Origin of the sequence: Rhizobium sp. L1K21, assembly GCF_024055895.1 — a bacterium.
In the GTDB taxonomy this organism is placed as follows: domain Bacteria; phylum Pseudomonadota; class Alphaproteobacteria; order Rhizobiales; family Rhizobiaceae; genus Ensifer_A.
Window position 1 is genome coordinate 164,788 of record NZ_JAMXLE010000004.1, and the last position, 18,098, is coordinate 182,885.

Here is an 18,098-nt window from a genome sequence, read left to right on the forward strand (position 1 = left end):
TTTTGATTAAGATCAATTGCAGCATCCAGTGTTTGCGGATAGGAAACCGGCATGACTGAGAACACGCTTTCCTTTTCCTGGCTGACTGATCTGGCCAATCCGACGCGGTTTATCGCGCTGGTCAATCGCGTGCTGCCATGGCTTGGCGCAATCACCGCGATCCTGTTTGCCGTCGGGCTCTATCTGAGTTTCACGACGGAAGGCGATTATCAGCAGGGACTGACCGTGCGCATCATGTATATCCATGTGCCAGCGGCGTGGCTCTCAATGATGTGTTATTCGGTGATGGCGATTGCCGCACTTGGAACCTTGGTCTGGCGTCATCCGCTGGCTGATGTTGCGGCCAAGACCGCTGCTCCGCTCGGGGCTGCTTTCACCTTTCTCGCGCTCGTGACCGGCTCACTCTGGGGCAAGCCCATGTGGGGCACCTGGTGGGTGTGGGATGCGCGCCTGACCTCGGTTTTCATCCTCTTCCTGATGTATCTCGGCTTGATCGCGTTCAACCGCGCCATGGATGATCCGCTGCGCGCAGCACGTGTTTCGGCGGTGATGATCCTCATTGGCTTCGTCAACATCCCGATTATCAAGTTTTCGGTGGAGTGGTGGAACACGCTGCATCAGCCTGCATCTGTGATGCGGCTTGATGGGCCGACCATCGATCCGGAATTCCTGCGGCCCTTGTTTGTGATGGCGCTTGCCTTCACCATGCTGTTTTTCACACTGCACTTCATGGCCATCCGCACCGAAATCTGGCGCCGCCGTATTGCCAATATGCGCCGCTTGGCTGCCAGAAAGGCGTCGCGCGAGGTTCAACGATGAGCCACGCTTTTTATATCTACGCTTCCTACGGCATCGCGGCGCTGACCATCGTTGGTATCGTCGTCTGGACCTGGTTGGACAGCCGAGCTCGCCGGAAGGAACTGCAAAAGCTGGAAGCGTCGGGCATTCGCCGTCGCTCTGCCGGGTCTGCGGAAGGCGCAAAATGACGGACGAACCAGTTCAGCCCGAAAAAAAGGGTGGTCTCTCCAAGACCGGAATCGTGATTGCGTTCCTGCCCTTTCTGATCTTCATTCTGCTGTCGGGCGTTTTCTGGATGCAGCTTGAAAGCGGCAAAGATCCCTCCGTCCTGCCCTCAGCCCTGCTCAACAAACCGGCACCATCGCTGAATATGCAGCCTCTTGAAGGCGCCAACACGCCCGCGCTCACCTATGAAGCCGTCAAGGGCAAGCTGACGCTCGTCAATGTGTGGGCGTCGTGGTGCATACCCTGCCGCGATGAGGCGCCGGAGCTGATGGAACTGGCCAAGGACCCGCGCATCCAGATCGTGGGCATCAATTACAAGGACAAGAATGCCAATGCCTTGTCCTTCCTGGAAGAGTTCGGCAATCCGTTCGCGGCGATCGGTGTTGATCCGAACGGCAAGGCGGCGATCGACTGGGGTGTTTACGGTGTGCCGGAAACCTATCTGGTCGATGAAACCGGCAAGATCATCTACAAAAAGGTCGGTCCGTTTGACCCGGACAGCATTCAAAACGAGTTGATGCCACACATCGAAAAGGCTTCGGGTCAGGCTGGACGCTGAGGAACGAAGTTGATTTGACGGCTGGGCGGTTCGCTGGTTGCAGTCGTTGCGGGCCTCTGCACTGGAAATTCACGTGCAATTCCGCCATATAGGCGTCAGATTAACACTTTGACCGGAAGCGGTGACATGTCTGAACGCGCACCATTTGCCAAGATGAACGGGCTCGGGAACAAGATTCTCGTGGTCGATATGCGTGGCCGCAAGGACAAGATCACGCCGAAAGCGGCCATTGCGCTTGCCGCCGACCCGCAAACCAGTTTTGACCAGATCATGGCCGTCTACGACCCGAAGGCCGAGGGCACGGATGCCTGGATCGACATTCTCAATTGCGACGGCACGTTTGCGCAGGCTTGTGGTAACGGTACGCGTTGCGTGGTGCAGGCGCTTGCTGCCGAAACCGGCAAGCAGGTGTTTACCTTCCAGACCATCGCCGGCATTTTGAATGCGATCGAACATGAAGACGGGCTGATTTCCGTCGATATGGGCAAACCGGTTTTTGAGTGGGACAAGATCCCGCTGGCCGAAGAGTTTCACGATACAAGCCGCATCGAGCTGCAGATCGGACCGATTGACGATCCGGTTCTGCACTCGCCCTCGGTTATGTCCATGGGCAATCCGCATGCGGTTTTCTGGGTCAACAAGGACGTCTGGTCTTATGATCTGGAAAAATTCGGGCCGCTTCTGGAAAATCATCCAATGTTTCCCGAACGCGCCAATATCACCATTGCGCAGGTCACATCGCCGACGTCGATTACCACCCGCACATGGGAACGAGGTGCTGGCCTTACGCTTGCCTGCGGTTCTGCCGCTTGTGCGACAGCTGTCAATGGCGTTCGCACCGGTCGCACGGAACGCAAGGTTACCATCAATGTCGCCAGCGCACCGGCTCCTTCCAAGCTGGAGCTTGAATGGCGCGACGATGACCATGTGATCATGACTGGACCTGCCGAATGGGAATGGTCCGGTGAGCTTGATCCTGAAACCGGCGACTGGCAACGTGATCAGGACGAGGCGAGGGCGATTTGAAGGGCGTCGAAGTCATAACCTTCGGCTGTCGCCTCAATACCTATGAATCCGAAGTGATGAAGGCTGAGGCTGCCAAAGCCGGGCTCGACAATGCCGTGCTGGTGAACACCTGTGCGGTTACCGGCGAGGCCGTGCGTCAGGCGCGGCAGGCCATTCGCCGGGCGCGGCGCGAAAATCCGCAGGCCCGCATCGTGGTCACCGGCTGTGCGGCCCAAACCACGCCAGACGATTTTGCCAATATGCCGGAAGTGGACGCGGTGATCGGCAATGAAGAGAAGCTGAAAAGCACCTCTTATGCAGCCTTGCCCGATTTCGGCGTGTCGGCAGAAGAAAAGCTGCGCGTCAACGACATCATGAGCGTCACCGAGACAGCGCCCCAGATGGTGGAGCTGATCGACGGGCATGTGCGTGCTTTCATTCAGGTGCAAAACGGCTGCGATCATCGCTGCACCTTTTGCATCATCCCCTATGGTCGCGGCAATTCGCGCTCTGTGCCTATGGGTGCTGTCGTGGATCAGGCGCGAAAGCTGGTTGAAAGCGGCTACAAGGAAATCGTGCTCACCGGGGTCGACGCCACATCCTATGGTGCCGATCTTCCCGGCAGCCCGAGCCTGGGGCAGCTTGCCAAGACGCTTCTCAAACAGGTGCCGGAGATCCGGCGGCTTAGGCTTTCGTCCATCGATTCAGTGGAGATTGACCGGCATTTGCTTGATCTGATCGCGGATGAGCCGCGTTTCATGCCGCATCTGCACCTTTCGCTGCAGCATGGCGACAATCTGATCCTCAAGCGCATGAAACGGCGGCATTCGCGCGAGGATGCGCTGAACTTCTGCCATGAAGCGCGCCGCTTGCGGCCTGAAATGAGCTTTGGCGCGGATTTCATAGCCGGCTTTCCAACCGAAACCGAAGAGGCCTTTGCCAATATGGTGGCACTGGCCGAAGAGATCGGCATTGCCAATCTGCACGTCTTTCCCTTCAGCCCGCGCGAAGGTACACCAGCGGCGCGCATGCCGCAGCTCGACCGTCGTGTCGTGAAGGAAAGAGCGGCAAGGCTTCGGGAAAAGGGCGGTGAATTGCTGGCTATGCATCTCGACCGTTTTGCCGGCACGCGCCAGATGGTGCTTGCCGAACGCGGCGGGGTGGCGCATACGCAGGACTTCACGATCGTGCGCACGCCCGATCTTGAGCCCGGCACCTTCGTCGAGGTTGAAATTGCCGGTCACGATGGCAAATATCTGATGATGAGAGACATTGCCGCCAGCGCGGCGTGAGCGGAAACGGAACGGCCATGGCGCTTGGATTTATCAAAAAGGTTTTCACCTTCGGCAAGAAGAGCGAGGAAGCATCCGACAAGCAGGATGCCGTTCCGCACATTGAAGCCGCAGAAGAAACAGCTGCTGAAGCCGACCGCGCTGCTGGTGATATAAGCCTTGCTGAGGCCGAGGCACTGGCTGATTGGGACGGCGGCTTGCCCGACCCGGAGCCAGAGCCCGGCGTTTCAGACGAAACGGCGCAAGAATTTGCGGCCGAACATGCTGCCGAACCTGAACCCCCGCATGTTACCGAAATCAGCCTGGATGAGGCCGAAGATCTGGCCGACTGGGATGCGGATTTGCCCGAACCAGCGCCTGAGCCTGCCACAGCGGATATACAACATGATAGGCCGGACAGCGATGATCTGAGCGCGGAAGAGGCTGAAAAACTGGCCGATTGGGATGCCAACACCGCTGATCCCGAACCCTTGGCTGGAGTGTCGGATGAACCAGCGCCTGCGGAAGAGCCCGCCGCGCCTGTTCAGCACCAGGTCCCCGAAATCAGTGTTGAAGAGGCTGAGGAACTGAGCGAGTGGGATGCCGATCTCGGTTCTCCCATGCCGGAACCTGACGATGCTTCCGATTTGCTAGCGGTGAAGGAAACCGTGCTGCCTAAGGGGTTTTCGACAGCAAAGGAAACTGCCGCCACGCCGGAGGTTGCCGCGCCAGCCCCGCGTCTTTCGTGGTTTCAGCGGTTGCGGGCGGGCCTTGCGCGCACCTCGTCCCAGCTGACCGGTCAGATCACCGCGCTCTTTACAAAGCGCAAGCTGGACGAAGATACGCTCGAAGAATTGGAAGATCTGCTCATCCAGGCCGATCTCGGCGTGGAAACGGCGCTTCGGGTCACGGATACGCTGTCGTCGGAGCGTTACGGCCGCGACGTGAGCGGCGAAGAGGTTGTCGCCATCATGGCACGGGAAATCGAGAAAGTTCTCACTCCCGTGGCGAAGCCTCTGGCGCTCGACCTGAACCACAAACCGCATGTGATCCTGGTGGTGGGCGTCAACGGCACCGGCAAGACGACAACCATCGGCAAGCTTGCCGCCAAGCTCTCCGGTGCCGGGTTGAAGGTGATGCTGGCTGCTGGCGATACATTCCGCGCTGCGGCGATTGAACAGCTGAAAATCTGGGCTGATCGCACCGGTTCAGAATTCATCGGCACAACACTCGGTGCGGATGCGGCTGGCCTTGCTTTTGACGCCTTCAAACAGGCGAAGGAAAAGGGCTCGGACGTTCTCATTATCGATACAGCCGGCCGTCTTCAAAATAAAGCCGAATTGATGGCCGAATTGGAGAAGATCGTGCGCGTGCTCGGCAAGCTTGATCCCGATGCCCCGCATACGGTTTTGCAAACGCTGGATGCGACGACAGGACAGAACGCGCTGCAACAGGTGGAAATCTTCCGCAATGTGGCGGGTGTGTCGGGGCTGGTGATGACCAAGCTCGACGGCACGGCCCGCGGCGGCATCCTTGTTGCGATTGCGGCCAAGCATAAGCTGCCGGTCTATTTCATCGGCGTCGGCGAAGGTGTCGATGATCTGGAACCCTTTGAGGCGGGTGAATTCGCCAAGGCCGTCGCCGGTCTGCACTGAATTCTCCGCAAACACGAGAAAGAAGAAAAGATGGCCGAGGCCAACAACACCGAAGTGAAGCCTAAGGAAAACGGGCTCCTGAAATTCGTACTGGAGCTTGGCCCCATCATTGTCTTCTTTTTTGCCAATCTGCGCGGCGAGTGGCTCGAGAAGACCTTCCCCCCGCTTTCCGAACTGGGTGGGCCATTGTTCGTGGCCACCGCGTTTTTCATGGTTGCCACCGTTCTTTCGCTCGTCGTTTCCAAGATCGTGTTCAAACACCTGCCGCTGATGCCACTGGTATCCTGCGGCATTGTTTTGGCCTTCGGCGGGCTCGGCATTTATCTGCACAATGAACTCTTCATCAAAATGAAGCCGACGATCATCAATGCGATCTTCGGCACTGTGCTTCTCGGTGGCCTTTTCTTCGGCAAGTCGCTGCTCGGCTATGTCTTCAATTCCGCGTTCAATCTGGATGACGAAGGTTGGCGCAAGCTTACGTTTCGCTGGGGTATCTTCTTCTTCTTTTTGGCGATCCTGAACGAAGTGGTTTGGCGCAATTTCTCTGATGAGGCCTGGATCAGCTTCAAGCTTTGGGGAACGATGCCGATCACCATTCTCTTCACCATGTTGCAGATGCCGATGATCATGCGTCACACGGTGGAAGAGCCCGAAAACGCTGCGGAATAGGCGCATGGCGTCCCAGCACAATCATGTGCGCTTTGCGCTCCTTGCTGTTCTGGGTCTGTTGGTTGCGCAAATCGCAATCCTTTACGCCATGGGCCGGGTTCCCATTTGCACCTGCGGCTATGTCAAACTCTTCGAACCCGGCGTCAACACGCCGGGCAATTCACAACATCTGATGGATTGGTATACGCCATCCCATATCATCCACGGGTTCATCTTCTACCTGGTTTTCCACCTTCTGCTTCGCCGTAAAAGTGTGGCAACGCGGCTGACCTTTGCCATGGTGGTGGAGGTCTTCTGGGAGCTTCTGGAAAATTCACCGCTGATCATTGATCGGTATCGCAGCGAAACGGCTGCGGTCGGATACACTGGCGACAGTATCTTGAATTCCGCCTCGGATTCGATCTTTATGATATTGGGTTTCTGGTTTGCCGCACGCGCGCCGGTTTGGCTGACAATTACCATTGCAATCGTGTTCGAATTGCTCACCGGCTGGATCATACGCGACAATCTCACGCTGAATGTGATCATGCTGATCTGGCCGATTGAGGCTGTCCGCAATTGGCAGAATGCGCTGGGATAACGCAGATTTGAACCGGGCATGGTTGTTCTTAGGCATTGCGGAACGACACAAAGCAATGCCATGAAGACGCCTGACAAGCAGATGAAACTCTGGTTAAATCGGCACAGAATTTTACACTCTGGTAGCAGAATTGTTTCATAGTGAATGACAGTCGAGTGAAAAAGACGGGACCGGGAATGAGTATTGCGTACCGGCGCGCGGCACCTCTGGTGGCTGCCACGGCTTTGGCCGTCTGCCTTTCAGGTTTGCCTGAACGGGCGATGGCGTTTGAAATCTTCGGCATGAAATTTTTCGAAGGCGACGATACGTCCGATACTCTGCGTGACCCAGTGTCCTATTCCGTCGACCTGAAAAGCAGTGACCCCGAACTGGATGACTTTCTGGAGGAACAGTCCAATCTGGTGCAGGACGAGGACGAGCCTGTGGAAGGTTCGTTCGGTCTCGCAGTCAAGGCGCGCGACGACCGCGACCGGCTGGTGGCGGCACTTTATGAGAAGGCCCGTTATGGAGCGATCGTGAATGTGACGGTTGACGGGCGCGATATCGATGCGCTTCCGCCGTCGCCGCAGTTCGACACGTCGCGCCCGGTGCCTGTGGAAATCAGCGTTGAGCCTGGTCCCGTTTTCAAGCTCGGCACCGTCCATCTGGAGGGTGATGCTGCACCATTCAATCCCGCGGATTACGGCCTTGAAACCGGCGAGCCTGCGGGTTCAGCAGAGATCATTGATGCGTCCTCCAAGATCGTGACGGCTTTGAAATCGGAAGGCCGGCCGCTCGCCAAACTGACCAATCGTCAAGTGGTGGCCGATCACCGCACCAATACGGTGGACGTGACAATTGCTGCAGCCGGCGGCCCTGTGGCGCCCTTTGGTCCGGTGTCGATTGATGGTGCGGACGCGGTCAATCCGGAATTCATCGCCTCATGGTCGCGACTTGAGACGGGCGAGACCTATTCGCCGGATGATGTGAAACGCGCGGCAAAACGGCTGCGGGCGCTGCCGATTATATCGTCTGCCACCATCACCAATGCCGAAGAACTGGACGCGAATGGGGCGATACCGATGACGATTACCGTCAAGGAGGCCAAACCGCGCTATTTCGGTATCGGCGCACAGGTGTCGTCCAACGAGGGCCTTGGCTTGGAAGGCTATTGGGGACATCGCAACCTGTTTGGCAATGCTGAGACATTGAAGTTGAGCGGCTCGGTCAGCGGCCTTGGCCGTACGCGGAACTTTCGCGATCTCGACTACGCGACGTCTTTGTTGTTTTCGAAACCGGGTGCCTTTGGTCCGCGCACCACATTCAGCGCCAGCCTGAAAGCGGCGATGACCACGAATGACAGTTACAAGGAGAAGACGCTGGGCGGCGGGGCGTCCACCAGCTTCGAACTGACCGATCAGGATACGTTGACGGGGGGGATGAACTTCGCCTGGACGGAAAACACAGATGCCTATGGCACCAACCATTACCTGACGCTCGTAACGCCGCTTGAATGGGAGCGCGATGCGACCGATGACAAGCTGAACCCGACCGAGGGCTACCGGGTGATGGCAAAGGCGACGCCCGGCTACGAGTTCAACTCCAAGACCATCTTCACCTCTCTGGAGGCCAGCGCGTCTGCTTATTACGATGTTGGCGGAAGCACGGTGCTTGCGGGGAAGCTCGGAGCGGGAAGTCTGCTTGGCGTTTCCAACCTGGGTGATATTCCGGCGAACCGGCGATTCTATCTCGGTGGGGGCGGTTCGGTGCGCGGTTACTCCTATCAGGAAATCTCACCCTACAATGCGGCCGATCAGGCGCTTGGCGGTCGCTCTTATATTGTCGGCTCGGTCGAGGCGCGTATTTCGGTGAGCGACACGTTTGGCGTGGTTCCCTTCCTCGATTTTGGCACAGTCGGCAGTTCGGCCACACCGACGTTTTCCGATTTTCGTGCCGGTGCCGGTGTCGGCATTCGCTATGCAACGCCGTTCGGGCCATTGCGGCTTGATGTAGCTGTTCCGCTGAAACGCTATCCCGGTGGCAGCCGGTTCGGCCTCTACGCGGGTATCGGCCAGGCGTTTTGAACCAACTTTCCGCACAATCGTTGTTATAGTGCGTTGGGGGTGATTCCCCTTCGGCGCCTGTCATGATCGGAAAGCAGCAAATTACAGAATGAAATATATCAAGACGCTCTTTGTTATCCTGGGCCTCCTGCTGCTTTTGTTTGTCGGCGGGATTGCCTTTGCCGGCTTCACGCAGACAGGAACCCGGCTGGCCCTGAATATCGCACTGCCGCTGATCAACTCAGATAACCTCAAAATCAGCATCGACGAACCGAGTGCGCTTTTGAGCGGAGACTTGACCGCAAAGCATATTGCGATTGCTGATGCCGAAGACACGTGGCTCGAAATCGATAATCTGAAGGCCGACTGGTCGCCAGTCGACCTTTTGTCCGCGACGCTGAAAGTGAATGCGCTCAGTGCTGATGCGGTCAACCTTGACCGGCTTCCCGAAAGTGACAGCACGGGCGACACATCCTCCGGCGGCCTGCCGGTTGCGCTCGACATAAACGGCATATCGCTACCGCAGGTCATCTTGGGCGAGACCTTCTCCGGCAAGACCGAGAAGCTTGCGCTGAACGGCAATTTGGCGCTTGATCAGGACCGGATTGCGACCGATCTGAAGGCGACCGATCTCAATCGCGGCGATGCGGAGGTGGTTGCCAAGGTCGACTACGACGTCGCAGCAAACAATCTTGCTCTGGATTTGAACGTCAATGAAGCCAATGGCGGTTTCGTTTCATCCCTGCTGAAATTGCCCGGCGATCCGGCACTGGCGATCAATGTGGAAGGCAAGGGACCGCTTAACAATTGGAAGGGTGAGGCGCATGGCGCGCTGGAAGGTGTCGAAGTGGTGCGTTTCGACGCCAATTACCGCCAGCCGGAATCGGGCAAGAACATTATTGCCGTCAGCGGTGGCGGCGCGCTTGATGCACTGATGCCGCCGGCGGTTTCGCCGCTTTTTGCCGGCACGACAAAGGTCGATGTGGAAGCCGAGATCGGCACGGAAGGCTCGGTCAGCGTGAACCGTGGTCTGGTGCAGACCGGTGCGCTTTCCGCGAAAGTTTCCGGTCGCTACACGCCCGAGGGTCAAAACGACCTGCAAGCGCAGATTACCGCCCTCAACGATGTCGCCGACTTCAACTTTCTCACGGATGATGGTGGCTGGCGCGTTCTGCTCAAAAGCGCGGATATCGCCATTTCCGGTCCGGCTGAAGCCTCGAACATCACGGTGAATGCGGCACTGGATAAAGTGGAAGTCCAGGCCGGCGAAATTGATGGTGTGAACTTGAGCATTCGTTCAGGTGCGTTCGACCTTAAAAACCGCGCGGGCGCGATCTCTGCAACATTGAGGGTAGATTCGAGCCGCTTTGATGATGAGAATCTCGATCGGCTTGTTGAGGCGCCGCTGACGCTTGGCTTGCCCTTGACGGTCGATGGCGACCAGGTGAGCGTTGAAGGGGCAGAGCTGCAGAGTGCCAGCATTGGTGGCACTTTCGACGCGCAATATGATCTTGCAGAGAGCACCGGCAGCGCCGACTTCAAGCTTTTTGCAGCGCCCTCCGTTCTGCCGCCTGATCTCGCTGCCAATGTGACGAAGGCGACCGGGCTTGAAGGCAGGGCCACATTTTCCGCCGACGGCAATTTTGCCCTGCCGACACTCACGATCGATTCCGAGCTTTTGAGTGCGCAGGGCAGCGCCAGCCTCGACGACGGTGCCATCAGCGCTGATCTGACGGGCAAGATTCCCGATCTCAGCCTGTGGCGATCCGATCTTTCCGGTGAAGCGGAATTGGCGGCCAAGGCCTCCGGAACCCTTGCGCAGCCCAGCGCTTCGTTTGAATTTTCCGTGGCCGAGGCGATGGTTTCGGGTCAGGAATTGCAGGATCTTTCGGCTTCCCTTTCCGGCCAGGTAAATGAGGTCGGCCCTGCGGCATCGCTTCGGGTGGAAGGTGTGCTGGGCGGCCAGACCGTGCAGGCCGAAGCGGACCTGCAGACGCTGGAAAACGGCGGTTACAGCATTCCCAATATCAAGGCTGAGGCGGGTGCCAATCAGCTCCAGGGTTCGCTCACCCTCACCAAAGCGCTGGAGCCCAATGGCCGGTTCAGTTTCGATCTTCCCGAGATCGGACTTCTGGGGGCCATTGCTGGGCAGGAGATGGCCGGTGACCTCAAGGGTACGGCAGAGATCAGCCAGACCGATGGCGAACTGGCTGCGAAGATCGACGCGACCGGCAGCCGGCTTTCCATCGCATCCGCTGAAATCGTCGAGCCGGTCGTGCATGTCACAACACAAGGCCCTCTGATTTCCGGGCGCGTGGAAACCGCCTCAATCAGTGCAAGCGGCAATCGCATCGACAACCCCGTTCTCACATTCGACCGCGACGGCAATGCCGTGGCCTTCGACTTTGCCGCCCGCTATGACAACGCGGATGCCAAGGCAAATGGCACCATTACGACAGGCGATGCAACGACCGTCGCACTCGAAACGCTCAATGTGAAACCGCGTGGTATTCCAATCAGCCTGAAAGAGCCGGCGTCCATTGTCGTTGCTAACGGCGGCGCACGTATTGAAAGCGCATCCCTTTCCGTTGGCGGCGGTTCGCTGGACATTTCCGGCAGCGTCGGAGACGATCTTGCAATCACCGCCAAGCTTTCTTCCATCCCGGCCTCGCTGGCAAATACCTTTGCACAAGATCTTGGGGCTGCGGGCAGCATTTCCGGCACGGTGAAGGTGACCGGAACACCATCGGACCCGGATGTTGCCTACGACCTTCGGCTGGATGGCAGCAGCGTTGCGCAGATGCGCTCGCTTGGCATTGGCAGCATTTCTGCATCCGCCAATGGCCGTTTTCAGCGGAATAATCTTTCCCTCGACCTCGCCGCCAAGAACGCCGCGGGGCTTTCCCTCAACGGTGGCGGATCGATCAATCTTTCCTCGAACACGCTTGATCTGCGCTTTAGTGGGCCGCTCTCCACGAGCCTGCTGAACGGTGCCACTGCCGGGCAGGGCATTTCGTTCACCGGAACAGCCAATGCCGATGTCACCGTTTCAGGCTCCTTTGCCTCGCCCCAGATCAATGGCAGGGTGACGCTCGATAATGTGGGGGCCGATCTCGTCCGCCAGAACATTTCCGTTCAAGGCGTTACCGGCGAAGTACAGCTTCAGGGTGACACTGCCACCCTATCGGACGTGAAGGGCAATTTCTCCAATGGCGGCTCGTTTACCGCTTCAGGAACCGTCGGCACCAGCGGTGATTTTCCCGCAGACCTGACGATCAACCTGAACGGAGTCCAATATACCGATGGCAATCTTGTCAGCGCCACGCTGGGTGGCGAAGTCAAAATCACCGGTGGTTTGACGGGTACGCCCACCATTGCAGGCACAATCAATGTGGCGCAGGCCAATATCACCGTGCCCGAGACCCTGCCGACCTCGATTGCGGCCATCAATCTGGAGCACAAAAATGCGCCTGCCGATGTTGCGCGACAGTATGCGGAGATCAAACCAGCAAACACCGGCGACGGCAACCAGGCAGCTGCCAACCTCGATTTGACCGTGAAAGCGCCGAACCAGATCTTTGTGCGTGGCCGTGGCATGGATGCAGAACTCGGCGGCACTGTCGGCATCAACGGCACGACATCAAACCCTATCGTGTCGGGCGGTTTCGAGATGATCCGCGGGCGCTTGAGCCTGCTTGGCAAGCGGCTCGATTTCACATCCGGCAAGATCGGCTTTTCCGGCGGGCTTATTCCCAATCTCGCCCTGAACGCCACAACCAAAGCTGGATCGACAACCGTGACCATCGGTGTAGATGGCCCCGCCAACGACCCGCAATTCACCTTCTCCTCCTCGCCTTCCCTGCCGGAGGATGAGGTGCTGGCGCAACTCGTCTTCCAGCAGTCCACCTCCAAGTTATCACCGTTCCAGATTGCGCAGCTAGCCGATGCCGTTGCCCAGCTGACGGGTGCGCGCACCGGCTCTGTCTTTTCCAAGCTCAGGCAGGCTGGCGGGCTGGACAATCTGGATGTGACCAGCGACGATGCCGGCAATGCGGAGGTGACGGCTGGAAAGTATCTGAATTCCAAGACCTATCTCGAACTCCAGCAGAACACCGGCACCGGCTCCGGCAAGGCGATCATCAACCTTGACGTTGGCAGGGGTGTGACGTTGCGCGGTGAGGCCGACAGCGATGGCGCCGGTGCCGCCGGTATTTTCTACGAGAAGGAATATTGAGGCCGTCCGTCTCGGAAATGCTGGATTGTCTTTGAAGTCTCGGATTGAGAGGCTTCAATTGATCTTTGCGGCGGCCACGGCCGCATGCCTTGACTTTGCCGTCCTTTTCCTGTTTAAGCGCGCCAAATCCATCTCAAGGCCAAACTTGAGTCACTGACCGGGACGGCGATCCCGGAGGTCAACATCCGGCAGCGCGTTGCGCCCCCGGATGTCAATTTGCTTTGGTCTTGCATTCGATGGTTTGAAACGCCACGTTTCGGGGCAAATCCCGAAACGAGAAGGAAGAGTTGATGTTTGAGAACCTGCAGGATCGCCTGGGCTCCATCTTGAATGGACTGACCGGACGTGGCGCGCTTTCCGAAAGCGACGTCAAGGCGGCTTTGCGCGAGGTTCGCCGTGCCCTTCTTGAAGCCGATGTGGCTTTGGAAGTGGTGCGCGACTTCACCGACCGTGTGCGTGAAAAAGCCGTTGGCGCGGAAGTTTTGAAATCCATCAAGCCCGGCCAGATGGTCGTCAAGATCGTGCATGACGAACTTGTCGAAATGCTCGGCTCCGAAGGCCAGACCATCGAACTCAACGCAGCGGCTCCCGTCGTCATCATGATGGTGGGTCTGCAGGGTTCGGGTAAGACAACGACCACGGCCAAGATTGCCAAGCGCCTGACCGAGCGGGAGCGCAAGAGCGTGCTGATGGCCTCGCTCGACACGCGCCGTCCAGCCGCCCAGGAACAGCTTCGCCAGCTCGGCGAGCAGGTCAATGTCAAGACGCTGCCGATCATCGAAGGCCAGTCTCCGGTCGATATTTCGGCGCGCGCCGTGCAGGCTGCCAAGCTCGGCGGCCATGACGTGGTGATCCTTGATACTGCAGGCCGTACCCACATCGACGAACCGTTGATGGTGGAAATGGCCGATATCAAGAAGAAGGCCAATCCGCACGAAATTCTGCTCGTAGCCGATTCACTCACCGGTCAGGACGCGGTCAATCTGGCCCGCAATTTCGATGAGCGCGTGGGCATTACCGGTCTTGTGCTGACCCGTATGGACGGCGATGGCCGTGGCGGTGCCGCCCTTTCCATGCGTGCCGTCACCGGCAAGCCGGTGAAGCTCATCGGTGTCGGCGAGCGCATGGGCGAACTCGAAGAGTTCCATCCCCGCCGTATTGCCGACCGTATTCTCGGTATGGGCGATATCGTTTCGCTGGTGGAAAAAGCCGCCGAGACGATCGACGCTGAAAAAGCCCAGGCGATGGCCGAGAAGATGGCCAAGGGCAAGTTCGACTTGAACGACCTTGCCGATCAGCTTCGCCAGATGGAAAAGCTTGGCGGCATGGGTGGTCTGATGGGCATGATGCCGGGCATGTCCGGCATGAAGGACAAGGTTGCAGCTGCCGGTATCGACGACAAGATGTTCAAGCGCCAGATCGCCATCATTTCATCGATGACCAAGGCAGAACGCGCCAATCCCGACCTTTTGAAACATTCGCGCAAGAAACGCATTGCGGCAGGCTCCGGCACGGATGCCGCGCAGATCAACAAACTCTTGAAGATGCATCGCCAGATGGCCGACATGATGAAAGCCATGGGTGGCAAAAAGGGCGGCGGCATGATGCGCCAGATGATGGGCGGTCTTGCCGGCAAGATGGGTCTTGGCGGTATGGGCGGTATGGGCGGCATGCCTGACCTGTCCAAGATGGATCCCAAGCAACTTGAGGCGCTGCAGAAACAGGCCGAAGCCGCTGGCCTTGGCAGGGGTATGCCAGGTCTCGGTGGCGGCGGATTGCCGGGCTTGCCTGGTGGCGGATTCCCGGGCCTTCCCGGTCTGCCGGGCAAGAAGAAGTGAGTATGCAAATGGATATTTTGCAGCTCTTCACAGTCTTTTTTTCGGCGATTGCTGCGTTTGTGTCTTTCCAAACCTATCGTCTTCAAGGAAGGAAGCGGAGCGCCGAGCTGCGTCAAGCTTGGCTTAACGATCTACGCGAAAAGGTAGCTAACGTATTTGCGGAAACGGCCAAGTGGGAAACAAGTAAGATAGACTCAATTCGTCTCCAATACCTAATGGAATATATAGACATGATGCTTGATATGTCCTGCGAGCATCACTCCAAACTGAAGAATGCTCTCTTTCCAGTCGCCTTGAACGCTGAGTCTGGAAATGAAGCTGGCCTGCGAGAAGCGTACAATACTCTGGGGGCTTCGGCACGGAGCTTTTTTAACATTGAGCAGAATGAAATTCGTCGCGGGCTGGAACGTTGGATATGAGCGAAAATGTAAGGGAACAGCTCGCGGGCTACCGCCAGTCGATCGACAATATCGACGCCGCGCTCATCCATATGCTGGCTGAACGGTTCCGCTGTACCAAGGCCGTGGGCGTCTTGAAGGCCACGCACGAATTGCCGCCGTCTGATCCGGCGCGCGAGGAATACCAGATCGAACGCCTTCGCAGGCTTGCAAAGGAAGCCAATCTGGACCCGGATTTTGCTGAGAAGTTTTTGAACTTCATCATCAAGGAAGTGATCCGGCATCATGAAGCAATCGCTGCCGAACATAACGGCAATTAGAAATTAATGAGATAAGCCGGATGGAAGCCCGGCGCGTAAATGCCTGAAGGAGAAACAAAATGGCACTGAAAATTCGTCTCGCCCGTGGCGGTTCCAAGAAGCGTCCTTATTACCACGTTGTTGTTGCTGACGTGCGCGCACCGCGCGACGGCCGCTTCATCGAGAAGCTCGGTTCCTGGAACCCGATGCTGGCCAAGGACAACGCAGAGCGCATCCAGCTCAACGAAGAGCGTATCAAGCATTGGATCGAAAACGGCGCACAGCCGACCGACCGCGTCATGCGCTTCCTCGACGAAGCCGGCCTTGCAAAGCGCGACGCCCGCAACAACCCGAAGAAGGCTCTGCCGGGCAAGAAGGCTCAGGAACGCATCAAGGAAAAGGAAGCCCTTGCTGCTGAAAAGGCTGCCGCTGAAGCTGAAGCCGCTGCTGCACCGGCTGAAGAAGCTGCTGCTGAATAAGGCTTTTGCCTTGACGGCATGATATTGGGCGGCTTCACTCAAGCCGCCCTTTTCTTTTGGATTTTATGCATGACCAAACTCAAGAACCCCATCCTCATGGCCACCATTGGCGCAGCGCAGGGTTTGCGTGGCGAGGTGCGGGCCAAGACCTTCACGACCGATCCGGAAGGGCTGGGCGACTATGGCAATCTGCACAGCGAAGACGGGCGGGTGTTTGAGGTACTGGAAATCCGCGAGGCCAAGGGCTTGGCGGTGGTGCGTTTCAAGGGCGTGAATGATCGTAACGCGGCGGAAGCGCTGCGCGGTACGGACCTTTATATCGAACGCGATAACTTGCCCGACGAACTCCTGGAAGATGACGAGTTCTATTACGCCGATCTTGAAGGGCTGGAAACCTTCGATGCAGACGGCAATAGCTACGGTATCGTTTCGGCCATATTCGATTTTGGCGCGGGCGATCTCCTGGAGCTGAAGGGGCCGGGCAAACGGCCTGTGCTCATTCCCTTTTCCGAGGCCGCCGTTCTGGAGATCGACCTCGATGCAGGGCGTATTCTGGTTGATCCGGTGGCTGCAGGGCTGGTGGACAGCGGCGATGATGACGAACCTTTCCAGTCAAAGGGCAAAGAGGAATGAGCTTCCGCGCCACCATCCTGACGCTCTACCCGGACATGTTTCCGGGTTTTCTCGGTCAGTCGCTCTCCGGTAAAGCGATGGAGCGCGGCGACTGGTCGCTCGAGACGGTGCAAATTCGCGATTTTGCCACCGACAAACACCGCTCGGTGGATGATACCCCCTCTGGCGGCGGTGCCGGCATGGTTCTTCGGCCCGATATTCTGGGCCAGGCAATCGATTCGATAGCAAGCGATGAAAGGCCGCGCCTGCTGATGAGCCCGCGCGGCAAACCACTCACTCAGGCGCGTGTGCGCGAACTGGCGGATGGGTCGGGCGTGGTGATTGTCTGCGGCCGTTTTGAGGGGGTGGACCAGCGGGTCATCGACGGACGCAATCTCGAAGAGGTCTCCATAGGCGACTATGTTCTTTCAGGTGGCGAGCCGGCGGCCATGATCCTTCTTGATGCCGTTGTGCGGGTACTGCCGGGCGTCATGGGTAATGACCAGTCCGGCGTGCATGAAAGCTTCGAGAGCGGCCTTCTGGAACATCCGCACTATACCCGTCCTGCCGAATGGGAAGGCCGCACGATCCCCGACGTGTTGACCTCCGGCAATCACGCCAAGATCGAGAAGTGGCGGCACGAAGAGGCGCTGAAGCTGACGCAGGAACGCCGCCCCGACCTTATTCAAGCCTTGAAGAAATAATAGCCCGCCAGAAACAGGCCGACAGCAATCACGGCGTAGCGAAGCCATGTCTGCGGCACGCGTTTGGCGACATAAACACCGAGATAGCCGCCGAGACCCGCGCCCGGCAGCATGATGATGCCGTGCAGCCAGGAAATCGCTCCACCTGCCGTGAACACGAAGATCGCAACGAGTGCGATGATGATCGACAGGAAGTTCTTGATCGCATTCAGCCGGTGATAGTCGCCACCGGTGGCCAGGCTGAGCGACGCGAGCATCATGATGCCCATGCCTGCGCCAAAAAAGCCGCCATAAATCGAGGTGATGAACTGAATGGCGATGCCGAGCGGGCTGCTGGGCGGATGCTCAACGCTTTGCGCAGGGCGAAGCTTTGGCCCGGCGGCAAAGAGTGCGGTTGCTGCCAGCAGAAGCCAGGGGACCATGCTTTTGAATGACGGGTTGGACAGCGACAGAAGAAACAGCGCGCCGCCGAGCGAGCCGACAATCGACACGACCGAGAGAATGGCGAGCGCCTTCCACTCCCGCTTGACCGTCTCCTTATAAGCCAGCGCCGAGGTTATGTAGCCCGGAAATTGCACGATGGAGGAGGTGGCATTCGCCGAAATCGGCGGCAGGCCGGCCAGCGTCATCGCACCGAAGGTGAGAAAAGTACCCCCGCCGGCAATCGCATTGATGATGCCGGAAACGAGACCTGCGAGAAACAGAAGCAGTGCAGTTATGATTGTCATGG

At 58.0% G+C, this 18,098-nt stretch carries 17 protein-coding genes; 16 read left to right on the top strand and 1 reads right to left on the bottom strand.

Annotated features, from left to right (window positions below; all coding sequences use genetic code 11):
• The first annotated feature begins 51 nt into the window (after positions 1-51).
• The 16 genes from NHF56_RS17800 to trmD all read left to right on the top strand — a co-directional run bounded on the left by NHF56_RS17800 (position 52) and on the right by trmD (position 17,368).
• Positions 52-819 (top strand): heme ABC transporter permease, encoded by a 768-nt coding sequence (locus tag NHF56_RS17800; RefSeq protein ID WP_252807052.1) that lies wholly within the window; start codon positions 52-54, stop codon positions 817-819.
• Positions 816-986 carry a heme exporter protein CcmD gene (gene ccmD, locus NHF56_RS17805; RefSeq protein WP_252807054.1) on the top strand — a complete coding sequence of 57 codons (171 nt, stop codon included), beginning with the start codon at positions 816-818 and terminating at the stop codon, positions 984-986. Before NHF56_RS17800 ends, ccmD begins: the two co-directional genes overlap by 4 nt.
• Entirely contained in the window at positions 983-1,582 is a 600-nt protein-coding gene (locus NHF56_RS17810) for a DsbE family thiol:disulfide interchange protein (RefSeq protein ID WP_252807056.1), read from the top strand. The genes ccmD and NHF56_RS17810 overlap by 4 nt, the downstream gene beginning before the upstream one ends.
• 126 nt (positions 1,583-1,708) lie before the next feature.
• Positions 1,709-2,608 (top strand): diaminopimelate epimerase, encoded by a 900-nt coding sequence (dapF, locus tag NHF56_RS17815; RefSeq protein WP_252807058.1) that lies wholly within the window; start codon positions 1,709-1,711, stop codon positions 2,606-2,608.
• Entirely contained in the window at positions 2,605-3,879 is a 1,275-nt protein-coding gene (gene mtaB, locus NHF56_RS17820; RefSeq protein ID WP_252807060.1) for a tRNA (N(6)-L-threonylcarbamoyladenosine(37)-C(2))-methylthiotransferase MtaB, read from the top strand. The genes dapF and mtaB overlap by 4 nt, the downstream gene beginning before the upstream one ends.
• Positions 3,880-3,896: 17 nt before the next feature.
• Positions 3,897-5,513, top strand: a complete 1,617-nt coding sequence (ftsY, locus tag NHF56_RS17825; RefSeq protein WP_252807062.1) for a signal recognition particle-docking protein FtsY — start codon at positions 3,897-3,899, stop codon at positions 5,511-5,513.
• A gap of 30 nt (positions 5,514-5,543) precedes the next feature.
• The gene (locus tag NHF56_RS17830) at positions 5,544-6,182 is read left to right on the top strand and encodes a septation protein A (protein WP_252807064.1); all 639 of its coding nucleotides are present in this window, start codon (positions 5,544-5,546) and stop codon (positions 6,180-6,182) included.
• Between the two features lie 4 nt (positions 6,183-6,186).
• Positions 6,187-6,762 carry a DUF2585 domain-containing protein gene (locus NHF56_RS17835; protein ID WP_252807066.1) on the top strand — a complete coding sequence of 192 codons (576 nt, stop codon included), beginning with the start codon at positions 6,187-6,189 and terminating at the stop codon, positions 6,760-6,762.
• Positions 6,763-6,938: 176 nt separating this feature from the next.
• Positions 6,939-8,825 (top strand): autotransporter assembly complex family protein, encoded by a 1,887-nt coding sequence (locus NHF56_RS17840; protein WP_252807068.1) that lies wholly within the window; start codon positions 6,939-6,941, stop codon positions 8,823-8,825.
• Between the two features lie 88 nt (positions 8,826-8,913).
• Positions 8,914-13,038: a translocation/assembly module TamB domain-containing protein gene (locus NHF56_RS17845; RefSeq protein ID WP_252807070.1), complete on the top strand. Its 4,125-nt coding sequence runs from the start codon at positions 8,914-8,916 to the stop codon at positions 13,036-13,038.
• A gap of 290 nt (positions 13,039-13,328) precedes the next feature.
• Positions 13,329-14,876 carry a signal recognition particle protein gene (gene ffh, locus NHF56_RS17850; RefSeq protein WP_252807072.1) on the top strand — a complete coding sequence of 516 codons (1,548 nt, stop codon included), beginning with the start codon at positions 13,329-13,331 and terminating at the stop codon, positions 14,874-14,876.
• Between the two features lie 2 nt (positions 14,877-14,878).
• Positions 14,879-15,295, top strand: a complete 417-nt coding sequence (locus NHF56_RS17855) for a hypothetical protein (RefSeq protein ID WP_252807074.1) — start codon at positions 14,879-14,881, stop codon at positions 15,293-15,295.
• Entirely contained in the window at positions 15,292-15,594 is a 303-nt protein-coding gene (locus NHF56_RS17860) for a chorismate mutase (RefSeq protein ID WP_252807075.1), read from the top strand. The genes NHF56_RS17855 and NHF56_RS17860 overlap by 4 nt, the downstream gene beginning before the upstream one ends.
• Positions 15,595-15,653: 59 nt before the next feature.
• Complete coding sequence (rpsP, locus tag NHF56_RS17865) at positions 15,654-16,052, top strand: 30S ribosomal protein S16 (protein WP_252807076.1); 399 nt, start codon at positions 15,654-15,656, stop codon at positions 16,050-16,052.
• A 69-nt stretch (positions 16,053-16,121) separates the two neighbouring features.
• On the top strand, positions 16,122-16,685 hold the full coding sequence (gene rimM / locus NHF56_RS17870; protein WP_252807078.1) for a ribosome maturation factor RimM: 564 nt from the start codon (positions 16,122-16,124) through the stop codon (positions 16,683-16,685).
• A complete protein-coding gene (gene trmD / locus NHF56_RS17875; protein ID WP_252807080.1) occupies positions 16,682-17,368 on the top strand; it encodes a tRNA (guanosine(37)-N1)-methyltransferase TrmD in 687 nt (228 codons plus the stop codon). Before rimM ends, trmD begins: the two co-directional genes overlap by 4 nt.
• Here the strand turns inward: trmD and NHF56_RS17880 are convergent.
• On the bottom strand, positions 17,350-18,096 hold the full coding sequence (locus NHF56_RS17880; RefSeq protein WP_252807082.1) for a sulfite exporter TauE/SafE family protein: 747 nt from the start codon (positions 18,094-18,096) through the stop codon (positions 17,350-17,352). The genes trmD and NHF56_RS17880 overlap by 19 nt on opposite strands.
• Between the last annotated feature and the right edge of the window lie 2 nt (positions 18,097-18,098).